The sequence below is a fragment of the Priestia sp. YIM B13491 genome (genome assembly GCF_042787605.1).
Taxonomy (GTDB): domain Bacteria; phylum Bacillota; class Bacilli; order Bacillales; family Bacillaceae_H; genus Priestia; species Priestia megaterium_E.
In genome coordinates this window covers 673,548-689,674 of the sequence record NZ_JBHZOR010000004.1, presented here as the reverse complement: position 1 = coordinate 689,674, position 16,127 = coordinate 673,548, and the positions used below count along the sequence as shown (strand labels likewise).

At 38.4% G+C, this 16,127-nt stretch carries 13 protein-coding genes, 1 pseudogene and 1 other annotated feature; of the genes and pseudogenes, 12 read left to right on the top strand and 2 right to left on the bottom strand.

The genetic code is table 11. The annotated features are described in order from the left end of the window. Positions 1-320 precede the first annotated feature (320 nt). A complete protein-coding gene (locus tag ACFX4E_RS18470) occupies positions 321-605 on the bottom strand; it encodes an AbrB/MazE/SpoVT family DNA-binding domain-containing protein (protein WP_377238750.1) in 285 nt (94 codons plus the stop codon). A gap of 521 nt (positions 606-1,126) precedes the next feature. Next, positions 1,127-1,370 (top strand) — a binding site (T-box leader). A 58-nt stretch (positions 1,371-1,428) separates the two neighbouring features. Between ACFX4E_RS18470 and ACFX4E_RS18465 the strand changes: the two genes are divergently transcribed. Further along, positions 1,429-2,997 (top strand): 2-isopropylmalate synthase, encoded by a 1,569-nt coding sequence (locus ACFX4E_RS18465; RefSeq protein ID WP_377238752.1) that lies wholly within the window; start codon positions 1,429-1,431, stop codon positions 2,995-2,997. Between the two features lie 387 nt (positions 2,998-3,384). Here the strand turns inward: ACFX4E_RS18465 and ACFX4E_RS18460 are convergent, their stop codons facing one another. Further along, positions 3,385-4,947: an alpha-amylase family glycosyl hydrolase gene (locus ACFX4E_RS18460; protein ID WP_377238754.1), complete on the bottom strand. Its 1,563-nt coding sequence runs from the start codon at positions 4,945-4,947 to the stop codon at positions 3,385-3,387. Between the two features lie 427 nt (positions 4,948-5,374). Here ACFX4E_RS18460 and pxpA point away from each other — a divergent pair, with 427 nt between their 5' ends. The 11 genes and pseudogenes from pxpA (at position 5,375) to mug (ending at position 16,127) form a co-directional block, all read left to right on the top strand. Beyond that, positions 5,375-6,136, top strand: coding sequence for a 5-oxoprolinase subunit PxpA (gene pxpA, locus ACFX4E_RS18455; RefSeq protein WP_377238756.1), 762 nt, complete (start codon positions 5,375-5,377; stop codon positions 6,134-6,136). Between the two features lie 24 nt (positions 6,137-6,160). Next, positions 6,161-7,399 (top strand): NRAMP family divalent metal transporter, encoded by a 1,239-nt coding sequence (locus tag ACFX4E_RS18450; protein WP_045295487.1) that lies wholly within the window; start codon positions 6,161-6,163, stop codon positions 7,397-7,399. A 52-nt stretch (positions 7,400-7,451) separates the two neighbouring features. Then, a pseudogene (locus tag ACFX4E_RS18445) lies at positions 7,452-8,243 on the top strand (putative hydro-lyase). Positions 8,244-8,260: 17 nt separating this feature from the next. Continuing rightward, on the top strand, positions 8,261-9,016 hold the full coding sequence (gene pxpB / locus ACFX4E_RS18440; RefSeq protein WP_377238758.1) for a 5-oxoprolinase subunit PxpB: 756 nt from the start codon (positions 8,261-8,263) through the stop codon (positions 9,014-9,016). After that, positions 9,013-10,008 (top strand): 5-oxoprolinase subunit C family protein, encoded by a 996-nt coding sequence (locus tag ACFX4E_RS18435; protein ID WP_377238760.1) that lies wholly within the window; start codon positions 9,013-9,015, stop codon positions 10,006-10,008. The genes pxpB and ACFX4E_RS18435 overlap by 4 nt, the downstream gene beginning before the upstream one ends. Before the next feature lie 22 nt (positions 10,009-10,030). Next, positions 10,031-10,492, top strand: coding sequence for an acetyl-CoA carboxylase biotin carboxyl carrier protein (gene accB, locus ACFX4E_RS18430; RefSeq protein ID WP_377238762.1), 462 nt, complete (start codon positions 10,031-10,033; stop codon positions 10,490-10,492). 28 nt (positions 10,493-10,520) lie between these two features. After that, on the top strand, positions 10,521-11,885 hold the full coding sequence (accC, locus tag ACFX4E_RS18425) for an acetyl-CoA carboxylase biotin carboxylase subunit (RefSeq protein ID WP_102812769.1): 1,365 nt from the start codon (positions 10,521-10,523) through the stop codon (positions 11,883-11,885). Positions 11,886-12,016: 131 nt separating this feature from the next. Beyond that, the gene (locus ACFX4E_RS18420) at positions 12,017-12,781 is read left to right on the top strand and encodes an IclR family transcriptional regulator (protein WP_028408425.1); all 765 of its coding nucleotides are present in this window, start codon (positions 12,017-12,019) and stop codon (positions 12,779-12,781) included. Positions 12,782-12,808: 27 nt separating this feature from the next. Continuing rightward, positions 12,809-13,618, top strand: a complete 810-nt coding sequence (locus ACFX4E_RS18415; RefSeq protein ID WP_377238764.1) for a uroporphyrinogen-III synthase — start codon at positions 12,809-12,811, stop codon at positions 13,616-13,618. Positions 13,619-14,205: 587 nt separating this feature from the next. Continuing rightward, positions 14,206-15,546, top strand: coding sequence for a coiled-coil domain-containing protein (locus ACFX4E_RS18410; RefSeq protein WP_377258455.1), 1,341 nt, complete (start codon positions 14,206-14,208; stop codon positions 15,544-15,546). A 68-nt stretch (positions 15,547-15,614) separates the two neighbouring features. Beyond that, entirely contained in the window at positions 15,615-16,127 is a 513-nt protein-coding gene (mug, locus tag ACFX4E_RS18405) for a G/U mismatch-specific DNA glycosylase (RefSeq protein WP_251393571.1), read from the top strand.

The window sequence follows — 16,127 nt, the reverse complement described above, 5'->3', positions numbered from 1 at the left end:
TGAGCCGTATGAGTTGAAAGGCTCACGTACGGTTCTTAGGGGAGTCAGGGGCAGTGATGCCCCTCGCTTACCCGACTTAACTGAAGAAGAAAAATAACATTAAATTATTTGTGTCAGACATTATAACAAAGTTATAGCTTGCTTATATCAGTTTCCGGTAATATAAAGTTAGTTGATTGAAGATTCAGAAATCCTTTTTTTTACATAAAGACAGCACCTAATTATTTAGGTGCTGTCTTTATGCAGATTGGACAGACATTTTAATTAAAAGACAAGGTATAAAAGTCGAAAAGAGTCTGCTCTCATTCTTCATATTTGAGTTATAACTTTACTTCTAACTTTACTTCTAACTCTCTAAGCAGTTGCTTTACTCCCTCACGGCTTAGAATTACCTTTCCTTTTGCCAAGATTAGATTATCTTTGGAAACTTCACCTGTTACTTTACAGGCTAAATTAGGTGAATATTTTTTCAACACAATGTTCTCATTATCTACAAAAATTTCAACAGGTTCGCCATTCTTAATATTTAATGTTCTCCTTAGTTCAATGGGTAAGACTATTCTTCCCAGGTTGTCTAGTTTCCTAACGATGCCAGTAGCTTTCAATTTAAAACCTCCATAAAATATTACTTACATACCCATTAAGTGTACAATATGCTTTTTATTGTTTTCATTAGTAATATATTACATTTTAGGTGGAGGAAGATATTTCAGTATCATAAGGTTAGGAAGAAAGGTTGCATGGAAGAATTATAATGGAAATTGTTAAATCACTCAGCATCTTCAGTTCAACCTAATGTAGTGATTATAAATACAACTTATTTAAATTATTTATAACCTATACAAAACTATCTTTAGTATATAAGTAAATAGTAAAATACTTTATAAAAATCATAGTTTTACTATTTACTCTACCTGACGACAAATAGAATGTTTTTCTACAATGTGTGTAATATACAAAATTATTTTTAAGTAAATAATTTAAACACTACTCAAAGGTAGTAGATGTTTATGTGCAAACTAATGATTTAAGAAATAATTAGTTTTATATTAATAATATTTTTTATATTCAAAAAATAAGTTGACAAAATGAATAGATAGATATAATATTGCATGTAATCAAATAATGATAAGCAAAGATTGGAAATAGTAGAAGGATATATAAACTTTTCAGAGAGCCGATGATTGGTGAGAATCGGTAGTTATTGCCTTTGAACTCATCCAAGAGCTACTCCCTGAATATTATAAGTAGGGGATGTCGGTTTTCTACCGTTATGAAGATAGGTGGTGATAGCTGCCGAAAATGAGTGGGTTAATTATGTAATGATTGATCAATTAGAGTGGTACCGCGAGCAACGCCTCGTCTCTATGTTTTTATAGAGACGGGGCTTTTTTTTATACATTAATATGACAAAGGAGTGTTTCTGAAATGACGAGAAAAATTTGGATGTTTGATACGACTTTAAGAGATGGCGAGCAAGTTCCGGGGGCTAAGCTGAACCTGTATGAAAAACTAGAAGTAGCACAGCAACTAAAGAAGCTGAAAGTCGATATTATCGAAGCTGGTTTTCCTTCATCTTCAGCTGGTGATTTTAATGCTGTGAAAGAAATTGCTATGAAAATAGGAAATACAGACGAAACGATCATTACAGCGTTAGCAAGAGCAGTAAAGGCTGATATTGATGCTGTTTATAATAGTGTGAAATATGCTAAAAAACCGTTAATCCATATAGTTTTAGGCGCTTCAGACATTCACGTGGAAAAGAAGTTTGGAAAATCGAAAAGTCAAATTTTAGACCTCGGTGTTGATGCAGTAAAATATGCAAAAACACTTCTACCAGACGTACAATATTCAACGGAGGATGCATCTCGCTCCGATTTTGAATATTTATGGGCAACGATTGAAGCTGTTGTAAAGGCAGGGGCTACCATTATTAATGTGCCCGATACAGTTGGCTATGCCGAGCCGGAAGAGTTTGGTGAACTAATCTTTAAAATAAATAATCGCTTGAAAAATTTGAATAATAAAGTGCTTTTAAGTGTCCATTGTCATAATGATCTCGGAATGGCAACTGCGAATACGTTAGCTGCAATTAAAAATGGGGCAGATAAAGTTGAGTGTACGATAAATGGCATTGGTGAGCGTGCAGGCAATGCTGCACTAGAAGAGGTCGTGATGGCAATTAATACGCGTTCATCAGTTTATAATGCATACACAAATATTAATACAAAAGAAATCATGAATACATCTAGATTGGTAAGTAGTTTAATGGGATTAGATGTACAAGTAAACAAAGCTATTACAGGTGATAATGCTTTTGCTCATTCTTCAGGTATACATCAAGACGGCTTATTAAAAGCAAGGGATGCTTACGAAATCATTAGCCCGATTGAAGTTGGTCTAGATGATATGGAACTTGTTCTAACCGCCCGTTCTGGGCGCCATGCGGTAAAAAATGCCCTGGAATCATTAGGCTTTAATGAGATGAATAACATACAATTTGAAGGGATATTTGAAGCTTTTCTTGAATTGGCAGATGCAAAAAAAGAAGTATATAATCATGATTTATACGTCATCGTTGAGAACTATTATGCAAAAAATGAAATTCATAGCCAGGATATGACGCAGTATAGTAATCATTTTTATGAACTAATGGACTTGCAAGTAATTAGTAACACAAACTTTCCATCTGCAAGTGTGAAGATTAAAAAGGGTGATCAAATATTGAAAAGCAGTGCAGTCGGTTCTGGCCCAATTGATGCTTTGTATTCTGCTATTACAGAAATTAGTGATTTAGATATTAAATTGATCGAATATAATATTAGCAGTGTATCAAGGGGTAAGGAAGCATTAGGAAAAGTAAAGATTCAAGTAGAATACAAAGGCGAAAAGTATATTGCCAAGGCAACAGATACGGATGTTATGAAAGCAAGTGCATTTGCGTATATCAATGCTGTAAACAGTATTGTAGTTGATACTTTACTTCCGATTGAATAAATAAAAAGCAATATTAAACGAAATGTACTTAGTTTGTTAAGGTATGGACTTGTCAATATTTACTGGATACTAAGTTAGGCTACTATGACGAATGAAAAGAAACATGAATACAAAGAAAACCTTAGGAATCTATGGATTTCTAAGGTTTTTGTATTCCGGGAACCTGAATTACTTTAACTAAAATTGAATATGACACATCGTCTATAAAGGTAAATTACTTTTTGTTCGTCCAAAAAGGTCTAATTTATTAACTAAATAGACCTTATATCAATCATGTAACTATTTTTAAAAGAGGGCAGGGCGGATGCGCGAGTACGACAGTTGTAGCATAGGAGGAATAAAACACCTTTACGTGATTACCAAGTAATCACGTAAAGGTGTTTTTAATTATTTTATCAAAACCGTGGCATTCGCCGGAATCACAAGCTGATTTCTGACTTTTTTAGCACCTTTTTCACTAGCAAAAATCAATTTACCTTTCGCTGCTACAGATACTTTTACAGGTTGATTTGAAATATTATGATACACGCAAATCGAGTTGCCTTTATACGTACGGCTATAGGCAACAACTTCTTTACTGTCTACTGAAATAGATTGAAGCGTTCCTTTTACTAACTCTTCATGCTGCTGACGCACGCGAATCATTTCACGGTAATGATTTAACAAAGAATCCTTTTGTTTGGTTTGTGCTTCTACAGACACGCCGTTGCCGCCTTTATTGTATACAGGTGTTTCCCAGCTGGTTTGTCCAAGTCCGTTTCCTTCGTACCAGCGGAACGGTTCACGGATTAACTCATCAGGCTTTTCACCGGTCATGCCAATTTCTTCACCGTAATAAATATACGGGTTGCCAGGAAGCGTAAGTAAGATAGAAGCAGCTGATTTTGCTTTGTTAACATCGCCGCTCAGTTCACTCATGACGCGGTTTTGGTCATGGTTGGTTAAGAAAATGCCGTCCATTTTATTTGGATTGTATGATTTGAACAGCTCATCCGTTGCCGCTGCTGCAGTGGCGATTCCTTGATCATTTCCTGCTTTTACAGAGCTGACAATTTTCCCTGCTAAATCAAAGTTAAATAGGGAATCAAGCGATTGATAGTAAGGAGCTACCACTTCAGGCTGATCCCATACTTCACCCGTTAGATATACGTTAGGGTTTTCTTTTTTCATCGCATCTCTAAACTCATTCCACCACAGGATATTTTTCTTAGCGCCTTCAGGCGTTTGACCTTTAAAAATATGAAGCGCAGCATCTAAGCGGAAACCATCAACGCCTTGCTTTAGCCAAAACTTTCCGACGTTAATCATTTCTTTTCTTACTTCAGGGTTATCGTAATTTAAGTCAGGCATTCCTTCCCAAAACGTTCCGTAAAAATACTCTCCGTTTGGAGCTTTATGCCATACTTGCTGTCCCCAAGATCCTTTTTCATTCAAGTCGGTATTTTTATCAGCCCAAATATAGTAATCTCTGTACTTGCTGTTTTTATCTTTTAACGCAGCTTGAAACCAAGGGTGTTCGCTGCTCGTATGATTCACAACAAGGTCCATAATGACTTTTACGTCTCGTTTGTCTGCTTCTTTCATCAGCTTGCGAAAATCTTGCAGATTTCCGTACTGCGGATCAATGTTATAATAATCCGTTACATCATATTTATGATAGCTAGGAGAAGGGTTGACTGGCATCATCCAAATCCCGTTTACTTGAAGATCATTCTTTGTATGAGAATTTCCGTCATTTAAATAGTCCAGCTTTTGTGTAAGACCTTTTAAATCACCATGTCCATCTTTATTTGCATCGTAAAAAGAGTTTACATACACCTCATAAAAGACACCGTTTTTATCTGCTGTTGGAGCTTTACCTTTATGTACAGTTTCGGCGTGAACGCCTGTTGATAAGCTAGCAGCCAGCGGCAGTGTTAGAGCTAAAGCTGTCCATTTTTTCCCTTTCATCGTTTCATCCCCCTTTTTTTGCAATCGTTTGCATAAATTGACTACAATTGAAATATAGCACCTATTTGAAAACGATTACAACGAAAATTTCATTTTGATTATTTTGAACTAGTAATTATTCTGACAACCTAGTTATTTACTGTGTCTAATGACATTAAGCGGCTGCGTTATATTAAGGCTATAGATAGAAGATAGCAATAAAATAAGGGATTATTATCCAAGTGAAAATAATGACTATGTCAAATATTCTGACAATGTTGTTGTTCAATTCATCATCTCGTGCTAAAATCCAAATATAACTGAAAAACGGTACTGCGGTTCCGAAAAACGGAACTTAAAGTATCGATGCAGATAATAAAGCTTGAATTTCATTTACTATCTGCAAATGATTACGCTTACATTAAAGGGGTTAAGGGGGAAAAACGCATTGAGTAAAGTAGATTTAAACTGTGATTTAGGGGAAAGCTTTGGTGCTTATCGTATTGGCAATGATGAAGCCATTTTAGAGCACGTGACGTCTGTGAACGTTGCCTGTGGATTTCACGCAGGGGATCCGAGCGTTATGAGAAAAACGGTAAAATTGGCCGCTGAAAAAAAAGTGCAAATTGGGGCTCATCCTGGTCTGCAGGACCTTATTGGTTTTGGACGCAGAAACATGAATATTTCACCTCAGGAAGCCTACGATATCGTGATCTATCAAATTGGGGCATTAAACGGTTTTTTGCAAGCAGAAGGGTTATCAATGCAGCATGTAAAACCTCACGGTGCACTGTATAACATGGCTGCTAAAAACGAAGCGTTGTCTGAAGCAATAGCAAAAGCTGTTTACAACGTAAATCCTGAGCTGATTTTATTTGGGTTATCTGGAAGTGAACTGATTCAAGCAGGTAACAGAATTGGTTTAAAGACGGCTAACGAAGTATTTGCAGACCGTACCTATCAGTTAGACGGTTCTCTCACTTCTCGTACAGAACCAAATGCTTTAATTGAAAATGACGACGAAGCTGTTTCTCAAGTTATTACAATGGTGAAAGAAGGGAAGGTAAAATCTCAGCAAGGTAAGGATGTAGAATTGCAGGCAGATACGATTTGCATCCATGGAGACGGAGCTCACGCACTTGAATTTGCCCGTCATGTCAATCGTTCTTTACGAGCATCAGAAGTGGTAGTTAAGGCTATTTCACAATAAAAACTACATATAATCAGGAGGAAGATGATATTGGAGCCAATTAAAAAATCAACACCTCAGCAAAAGCTTTCGGCTGCGCCTAAAGTAAACTGGACGTTAATGCTTGGAGCCGCTTTTTTAATGGCCACATCGGCTATTGGACCAGGATTTTTAACTCAAACTACCGTATTTACACAAAATTTAGCTGCAAGCTTCGGATTCGTTATTTTAATTTCAATTATTCTTGATATCTTTGCTCAAACCAACGTATGGAGAATTATTGCCGTTTCTGAAAAACGAGGACAAGAAATCGCCAACATGGTATTTCCGGGATTAGGGTACGTGCTCGCTATTTTAATTGTTATTGGCGGACTTGCATTTAATATTGGAAATATTGCCGGTGCCGGGCTTGGATTAAATGCGATTACGGGTATTTCTCCAACAGCCGGAGCTGCAATTAGTGCAGTTATTGCTGTGCTAATCTTCGTTGTAAAAGAAGCGGGAAAAGCAATGGATCGCTTCACGCAAATTGCAGGTTTTGTCATGATTGGGCTGATGCTATATGTAGCTGCTACCACTTCACCTCCCGTTGGAGAAGCTGTAGTAAAAACTTTTGCTCCTGACAAAATTGACATTATTGCGATCGTTACGCTTGTTGGAGGAACAGTCGGTGGTTATATCACCTTTGCTGGTGGGCATCGTCTTTTAGATGCCGGCGTAAAAGGTATCGATTCTTTACCTCAAGTAACCAAAAGTTCTGTAACAGGAATTCTCATCACTTCTGTTATGCGAATCGCTTTGTTTTTAGCTGTACTTGGCGTTGTGTCTAAAGGTTTACAAATTGATCCAGCCAATCCTCCGGCATCCGTGTTTCAGCTCGCAGCAGGAAACGTCGGTTATAAAATCTTTGGTATTGTTATGTGGTCTGCCGCTATTACGTCTGTAGTGGGAGCTGCTTATACATCTGTTTCGTTTATTCAAACGTTTAGTGAAAAACTTAATAAAAACTCAAACTGGATTATTATTGGATTTATTATTATTTCAACTCTGTCGTTTGTCTTAATTGGAAAACCTGTAAAAGTTCTTCTGTTAGTTGGAGCAATTAATGGATTAATTCTGCCGATCGCCCTTGGAACATTGCTAGTTGCTGCATATAAAAAAAGCATCGTTGGTGAGTATAAGCATCCTTTATGGCTTACCATTTCTGGTGTACTTGTCGTTATTGTAATGGCTTTAATGGGCGGTTATACGTTAATGGATCAGCTTCCTCAATTATTTAAATAAAACAATGTGCCCGCACGCAAGTTGTGTGCGGGTAATGATGGGAGATAGAAACATGTCAAACCTTTCACAACTAACTCCAGCTGAACTTCGTCAGCAAATCCGTAACAATCAGCTTATTCACCCAACGGCAGGCATGGCAAACGGCTATGCTCAAGCTAATTTAGCTATTTGACCAAAGAAACAAGCCTTTGACTTTCTATTGTTCTGTCAGCGTAATCCTAAATCTTGTCCTCTTTTAGATGTAACGGACGTTGGATCTCCTGTTCCAAAGTTTGCGGCTCCGTCCGGAGATATTCGTACAGACATTCCGAAGTATCGAATCTATGAAAATGGGGAACTGGTAAAAGAAGTAACCGATATCAAAGACTATTGGACAGAAGATATGGTAGCTTTTCTCATCGGCTGCAGTTTTACATTTGAACACGCACTTTTAAACAACGGCATACCTGTTCGTCACATTGAAGAAAACTGTAATGTTCCTATGTATAAAACAAATATTTCATGCGCTGAAGCGGGAATATTCCACGGCTCAACGGTCGTTAGTATGCGCCCAATTCCTCAGCAAGACGTAGTGCGGGCAGCGCAAGTAACTTCACGTTTTCCAGCTGTGCACGGAGGACCTGTTCACATTGGAAACCCCGCTGCAATAGGTATTGAAGACCTTCACTCTCCGGATTTTGGCGATGCTGTTTCCGTCAAAGAAGGCGAAGTTCCCGTGTTCTGGGCTTGTGGCGTAACTCCTCAAGCTGTAGCAATGGAAACAAAACCTTCTATTATGATTACACATGCTCCTGGGCATATGTTTATCACAGATATTCGAGATGAAAAACTAGGTGTTTTATAAAAGAAAGAGGTGTAGATATGAATCAAACCGTAACAAAAGCGTCGGCTGTTATTTCTCCGCTTGGTGATTCAGCGCTTGTAATAACGTTTGGAGATAGCATTCAGTACGACATTCATAAACAAATTAAAACGTGTAAAGATTCGATAGAATTAAAACCTTTCCCTGGATTTGTTGAGTGCGTGCCGGCATTTACAAACCTTACAATTTTCTATAACCCTCTTGAAGTGGTAGCAGCTGTAAAAAAGAAGGAGAAAAAAGAATTTGTGTCTCCCTTTGAAGTAGTGTCTTCTATCATTCAATGTAAACTAGAAAACGAACAGACAGAAAAAGAGTTAAACCATCGTACGGTTTCTATTCCAGTTTGCTACGGAGGAGAGTATGGACCTGACCTTAAATATGTCGCTCGTCACCATAACTTAACAACTGAAGAGGTAATTAGTATTCATTCTGAAGGCGAATACTTAGCATATATGATTGGATTTGCTCCTGGATTTCCATTTCTCGGAGGGTTATCTGAAAGAATTGCTACGCCTCGCCGGCCATCTCCTCGCACCTCTATTCCTGCTGGCTCGGTTGGTATTGCGGGGATGCAAACAGGGGTGTATCCTATTTCCACTCCCGGAGGATGGCAATTAATTGGGCAAACGCCGATTAAACTGTTTTTGCCAGAGCAAAATCCGCCAAGTTTGCTTCAAGCAGGAGATATTGTGAAGTTTAAACCCATCTCTAAAGAAGAATATCAAGAAATGCAGGCAAAGGAGGGTGAAAAATGAGTATGCGAGTCAGTAAAGCCGGATTATTAACGAGCATTCAAGATTTAGGAAGAAGAGGATTTCAGCAGCACGGTGTGATTGTAAGCGGAGCAATGGATTCTTATTCCCTTCGAATTGCTAATTTACTAGTTGGTAACGATGAAAAAGAAGCAGGACTTGAAGTTACGCTAATGGGGCCTACCCTTGAAATAGAAAGCGATTGTTTAGTAGCAATTACCGGAGGAGATTTAACTCCTTCGATCAACGGAAAGCCAGTCCCGATGTGGAAACCTTTATTTATTTCAAAAGGAAGCACTTTATCATTTGGCCCTTGCAAAACCGGGTGTCGTTCCTATCTATCTGTAGCAGGAGGATTTGCTATTGATGAAGTGTTAAATAGTAAAAGTACGTATTTAAGAGGTGAAATCGGGGGCTACAAAGGAAGAGCATTACAAGCAGACGATGTTTTACCTCTATCCGTTCCTGCTGCTTCAAAGCCTGCTTTTCTTTCAACTGAAGTGATAAACGGGGTATATACTTCTTCATGGTCCGTAAATTATAAAGAACTTGTTCACTTTACAAAAAAACCAGGTGTCCGTGTTATGAACGGCAGTCAATACGATTTATTTACACCTGAAAGCAAAAGTCATTTTACGAAAGAGCCTTTTAAAGTATCGAATCAATCAGACCGAATGGGCTATCGAATGGACGGACCTTCTCTTCAGCTTCAAGAAAAAAAAGAGTTATTGTCTGAAGCTGTTTCACAAGGTTCTGTTCAAGTCCCGCCGGATGGAAATCCCATCATTCTGTTAGCAGACCGTCAAACCACGGGGGGATACCCTAAAATTGCTCAAGTCATCACAGCGGATTTACCGCTTTTAGCTCAAGTAAAGCCTGGAGAATCCATTTACTTTTCTCACATTTCGCTTCACGAAGCTGAAAGAATCTATTTAGAAAAAGAACAGATGCTTCAAGAATTGAAGATTGCTATTAACCTTGCGTCAACTAAATAACACAAAACGGGAGTGACAAGAAATGATAAACGTACGTGAATTGCAAGAAGTTGTTTCATTAATGAATGAATCTGGTATTCAAAAGCTTCATATTGAACATGAAGGAACAAAAGTTGTTATTGATAAAGCAGGAATTCCTTTAGAGGACACAGCTGTTAAAGAAGTGAAAACAGATGAAGTAAAAGCCGATGCCACTGAGCAAGCGCCTCAAGATTCTATGTCTGTAAACCCAGCAGACAATAATGAAAAGCAAATTTTATCACCAATGGTCGGAACCTTTTACGCCAAGCCAGAAGCAGACGCCGATCCCTTCGTTCAAGTAGGACAAACAGTTGAACATAAAGATGTTGTGTGTGTGATTGAAGCGATGAAGCTGTTTAACGAAGTCGATGCGGGAATAGAAGGAGAAGTGCTTGAAATTCTTGTGAAAGACGGGGAAGTTGTTGAGTTTGGACAGCCATTATTTACCGTAAAATCACGCTAAAGTATACATACTGTCAGGAGGAGTCATTATGTTTAAAAAGATCTTAATCGCAAACCGCGGCGAGATTGCAGTTCGTATCATTCGGGCTTGTAAAGAGATGGGTATTGCAACCGTGGCGGTTTATTCAGAAGCAGACAAAGATGCACTTCACGTGAAGCTAGCAGATGAGTCATTTTGTATTGGCAAAACGTCTTCTAAAGAAAGCTACTTAAACATTCGTAATCTGCTTACCGTAGCGCAAGTAACCAAGGCAGACGCTATTCATCCAGGATACGGATTTTTAGCTGAAAATGCTGATTTTGCTGAGATGTGTGAATCCTATGACGTTACCTTTATTGGTCCAAAAGCAGAAGCTATCCGTAAAATGGGAGCAAAAGCTGTAGCACGAGATACAATGAAACAAGCCGGCGTGCCTATTGTACCTGGAACGGAAGGACTGATTGAAGATAGCAGCACCGCTATGCCAGTAGCAAGAGAAATAGGTTATCCGATCATCGTAAAAGCCACAGCGGGCGGTGGCGGAAAAGGAATGCGGCTGGCTCATAGCGAAGAAGAGCTAGAAAAAGCAATTCGTCAAGCTCAGCATGAAGCAGAAACAGCCTTTGGAAATGGCGGCGTATATCTTGAAAAGTACCTAGAAGAGCCAAAACACATCGAAATTCAAATCATTGCTGATGAAGAAGGGAATGTAGTTCATTTAGGGGAACGAGATTGTTCGATTCAACGCCGTCATCAAAAATTAGTAGAAGAAGCTCCGTCTCCTGCGGTAGACGAAAACCTTCGTGCTAAAATGGGCAAAGCGGCTGTCTCGGCAGCTCAAGCAGTTGATTATACAGGTGTCGGAACAGTTGAGTTTCTGTTAGATAAGCACGGGCATTTTTACTTTATGGAAATGAATACACGAATTCAAGTTGAACACCCTGTTACAGAACTTGTAACAAACATTGACTTAATTAAAGAACAAATTTCAGTAGCAGCAGGCTACCCGCTATCATTTGCTCAGCAGGATATTCAGTTAAAGGGATGGGCAATTGAATGCCGGATCAATGCAGAAAATCCTGCTAAAAACTTTATGCCTTCTCCTGGAAAAGTCGAGATGTATTTACCTCCTGGCGGCTACGGGGTTCGTGTAGACAGCGCCGTTTACCCAGGATATGAAATTTCCCCCTTTTATGATTCAATGGTGGCGAAATTAATTGTAACGGGGAAAGATCGAAATGAAGCGATTCAACGAATGAAACGCGCACTCGAAGAATTTATCATTATCGGTATTCATACAACCATTCCTTTTCATTTAGAATTACTGAACCATCCTTCTTTTAAAGAAGGGGATTTCACAACCAAATTTCTAGAAAGTAACCCTATTTCAATTAAAGAACTAGAAACGGTGTAAGAAAGGAAAGTGCTCTTATAAGGGAGTGCTTTCCTTTTTTTCTTCATGTATAATAAAAAGAACATATGATTAGCTAGTAAGCTATACGTCTATCAAATACATGTATTCGCACAAATAAGGGAGAAGGTTTTATGCAAGCTAACAATAAAACAGTCGTTAAATCCATGCAGGTTCTCACTCTTTTTATCAAGCACCCTAAGCTTACCTTCACAGAAATGATGGAATATTCAGGCGTTCCAAAAACTTCTTTGCACCGGATGGTTGGTTCGCTTGAAGAAATGGGATTTTTAACAAAAGATGAGCAAGGATACTATTCGCTAGGACTTTTATTCTTGCAATTTGGTCAGCTGGTGGCTAATCGCTTAGATATTAGAAATATCGCAAAGCCTGTAATGGAAACGCTCCGAGACGAAGTAGAAGAAGCGGTTAATTTAATTGTACGAGATGGGAATGAAGCTATGTATATTGAAAAAGTAGATACGCTTCATCCAGTGCGTCTTTATACATCAATTGGAAGGCGTTCACCTCTTTATGCAGGAGCTTGTTCACGCATTATCTTGGCGCATTTACCCGAAAAAGAACAAGAGGAATATATTACTCAAACGGAGCTAGCTCCAATAGGAATTGGAACCATTACAGATCAAAAAAAGCTAAGAAATGTATTAAAAGAAGCAAAAGAAAAAGGGTATACCATTAGCACCTCTGAATTAGAAAACTTTACAACATCCGTGAGCGCGCCGATTGTAAATCATCAAAATGAAGTGGTTGCAGGCATTAGCGTAGCGGGAATTGAAGCGAGATTTCAAGGAGACAGACTGCCGTTCATTATTCAAAAAGTAACAGAAGCGGCGAGCCTAATTTCTGAAAAACTCGGTTATCAAGGATCATTAAAGTAGCATACATAGAAAAATGGAGGTAGACCATTGAAACGATTAGAAGGAAAAACAGTCGCACTCGTAGGTCAGCGTAAAGTAGAAGAAATCAGCAAAATTGTTGAAAACCTTGGCGGGACCCCGCTTGTACGACCTGCACAAGGAACAATCTTTTTAGATGACACACATTTAGAAGCAGATATTAAAGAACTGGTAAAAGGAAATTATGATTGGTTTATTTTTACGACAGGCGTCGGGACGGAAATTTTATATAAAACGGCAGATAAGCTGGGCCTGGCGGTTGAATTTCTTTCTTCTTTACAAGCAGCTCATATTGCTGCACGCGGGTATAAAACTGTAAATATGTTAAAAAAGCTAGGCATTACTCCAACTGTTCGAGATGATGATGGAAGTACAGCGGGACTAGTCAGGGCGCTTCATTCGTTTTCGTTTGAAGGAAAGCATGTAGCGCTTCAGCTTCACGGAGATCCTGCACCAAAATTGATTGACTTTCTTTCGAATCAAAAAGCCCAATTTAAAGAGATTTTACCGTATCAGCATATTCCGCCAAAAGCAGAAGTCATGGAACAGCTTATAAACGAATTAATAAGCGGAAAAATTGATGCTGTTAATTTCACAAGCGCTCCGCAGGCTCGCTTTTTATTTTCATTTGCAAGAGAACACGGACAAGCTGATCGCATTCGAGAACTCTTTAAAAGCTCTGTAGTAGCTGTATCTGTAGGAAAAGTAACCGCTGCTGCTTTAAAAGAAGAAGGAGTAGATCGTATTGTTATTCCTGATCAAGAAAGAATGGGAAGTGCAATTGTAGCTTTAGAACATTATTATCAGCAACGTGATTAACAAAAGACCTTCTCGCTTCACAGTGAGAAGGTCTTTTGTATGACTTCATCCGAGCGTTGTCGAATATTGTTTGATAATTACCTATCACCCTTTTTTAAACACGTGCAAACAACAGATAAACATAGATTTGTTACTATTTCAGAAAATCATTTTCAAATACTGTAAAAATAGCAGAAAAAGGTAAAAAATAGACGTGGATGTTAAAAAATCATTACGTTCTCTTTAGCAACAACTTATATCCAACCAGCTTAAAAAATCTTGATCGCCTATTTTATCATGTTAAAAACAGTGCTGTATAAAGCCTGGTAGATTATTTATTTTAACAGGGATATAAAGGTATATTTTTGCAGGTGAAAGATGAATGTATACACAAGCTTTAAATGTTACATTACTGAAATACAATTGTAATATTGTTATTCTTTTTTTCAACGTTTATCGTGGTATAATTTTCGTAGATTTTCATTAGCATATTTAGCTATTTATCGACAAATACAGTGAAATTTACATAAATTGTAAGACTTTTATACATATTGATACATAATTAGAAATTACTAGTTTAACAGAGCGAGAAAGCGGAGGAATTCATATTGAAAAAGAAAATGCTTTTACTTAACACAACGGTTTTATTAGGCCTGGGAGGAGTTTTATCAACTCCAGCGTATGCTTCTACCATTCAGGATATGGAATCACAAAAATCTCAAATTCAAAATCAGCGTCAAGATGTGCAATCTAACATCAAAGCAGCTTCTGATGAATTAACAAGCCTTCAAGCAGAACAAGATCAAATGAAAGCACAGCTTGAGCGATTAACAATAGCAGAAGAAGAAAACAATAAAAAAGCCCAAAAAACAGAAGCCGATATTAAAGAAACGTCTAAACAAGTAGAGCAGCTTGAAAAAGAAATTAAGCTGCTTCAAGAAAAACTTGAAAAGCGAAACGATATTTTAAAAGATCGTGCACGTTCTCTGCAAGAAAGCGGCGGTAACGTAGAGTATTTACAAGTTTTACTTGGTTCTTCAAGCTTCAGTGATTTTGTAGACCGCGCGCTAGCTGTTTCAACTATTGTAGATGCAGACCGTGGTATTTTAAAAGAAACTAAAAATATGCAAGACGAATTAAAAACAAAACAAGCTGATGTTAAATCTAAGCTAGCTAGCTTAGAAGACATGAAGGCAGAACTAGATGAAATGACTGTCCAGCTAGCAGCTCAAAAGAAACAAAAAGATGCACTGGCAAAAGAACTAAAAGACAAAGAAGCAAAAAATGAAGAACTAAAAGCTTCTCTACAAGCAAAAGACAGCTCTCTTGCAAATGAACAGTCTACGCTTGAACAAAATATTAAAGATCAAAAAGCTGCAGAAGAAGCAGCAAGAAAAGCAGCTGAACAAGCGGCTAAAGAGGCAGCTAAGAAAGCAGCCGAACAAGCTCAAAAAGCAGCGGCTGCGCCAGCTGAAAAAGCCGATTCATCTTCTGCTAAGGCAGAAGCACCAAAAGCAAGCAGCAATGATGTGGCACCTACAAGCGCTCCGGCTCCAAAAGCTAGCAATGTTGTAACAGTAGGAAACCGCTGGATTGGAAACTCTGCTTACGTATTTGGCGGAGGACGCAGCCAGTCTGATATTAGCCACGGTTTATTTGACTGCTCGTCATTTGTACACTGGGCATATTCTCAAGTAGGCGTTAACCTTGGACCTCTTGGATCTGTAAGTACAGAGACGTTAAAGCATGCTGGAACACAAGTGTCTTCTAGTCAAATGCAGCCTGGCGATCTTGTTTTCTTCGATACATATAAAAAAGACGGCCACGTTGGCATTTATGTAGGAGGCGGCAAGTTCATTGGTGCTCAAAGCTCAACAGGTGTTGCAATTGCAAACATGAGCAGCGGCTACTGGAAACAAAAATTCAACGGACGCGTAGTTCGTATTTAATAGGGTATAGTAAAAAGAAAACATCCAATTTGGATGTTTTCTTTTTACATTGTAAGGAGCGTATGACTATGAACTCTATTTTTGATCATATACAGCCCAACTTAGATATTTTATTTGTCGGTTTTAATCCAAGCATCCGTTCCGGTGAAACGGGTCATCATTTTGCTAATCCAACCAATCGTTTCTGGACGATTCTTCATAAAGCAGGTTTAACAGATCGTAAATACCATCCCGAGGAAGATCACTCGTTGTTACAGCTAGGATACGGTTTAACAAATATTGTAGAGCGTCCTACAAAGGCAGCTGATGAGATTACAAAAGAAGAATATGCGGAAGGCAGAGAAATCTTAAAGAAAAAAATCGCTACATACACGCCTAAAATCGTTTGTTTTGTTGGAAAAGGCGTTTATCAGCAGTACAGCAGACGCAAGCAAGTAAAGTGGGGCAAACAAGAGGAATCGATGGTATCAGGAATAATGGATTTTGTTGCCCCGTCTTCAAGCGGACTCGTTCGGATGAAAGTAGATGAAGTAGTGGCTATTTACGCAGAGCTTCCGAAGCTGCTGCGTACATTAAAATAG

Coding starts and splice junctions, on each gene's coding strand:
- ACFX4E_RS18465 (WP_377238752.1), top strand. CDS start 1,429: ATGACGAGAAAAATTTGGATGTTTGATACGACTTTAAGAGATGGCGAG.
- ACFX4E_RS18460 (WP_377238754.1), bottom strand. CDS start 4,947: ATGAAAGGGAAAAAATGGACAGCTTTAGCTCTAACACTGCCGCTGGCT.
- ACFX4E_RS18450 (WP_045295487.1), top strand. CDS start 6,161: ATGATATTGGAGCCAATTAAAAAATCAACACCTCAGCAAAAGCTTTCG.
- pxpB (WP_377238758.1), top strand. CDS start 8,261: ATGAATCAAACCGTAACAAAAGCGTCGGCTGTTATTTCTCCGCTTGGT.
- ACFX4E_RS18435 (WP_377238760.1), top strand. CDS start 9,013: ATGAGTATGCGAGTCAGTAAAGCCGGATTATTAACGAGCATTCAAGAT.
- accB (WP_377238762.1), top strand. CDS start 10,031: ATGATAAACGTACGTGAATTGCAAGAAGTTGTTTCATTAATGAATGAA.
- accC (WP_102812769.1), top strand. CDS start 10,521: ATGTTTAAAAAGATCTTAATCGCAAACCGCGGCGAGATTGCAGTTCGT.
- ACFX4E_RS18420 (WP_028408425.1), top strand. CDS start 12,017: ATGCAAGCTAACAATAAAACAGTCGTTAAATCCATGCAGGTTCTCACT.
- mug (WP_251393571.1), top strand. CDS start 15,615: ATGAACTCTATTTTTGATCATATACAGCCCAACTTAGATATTTTATTT.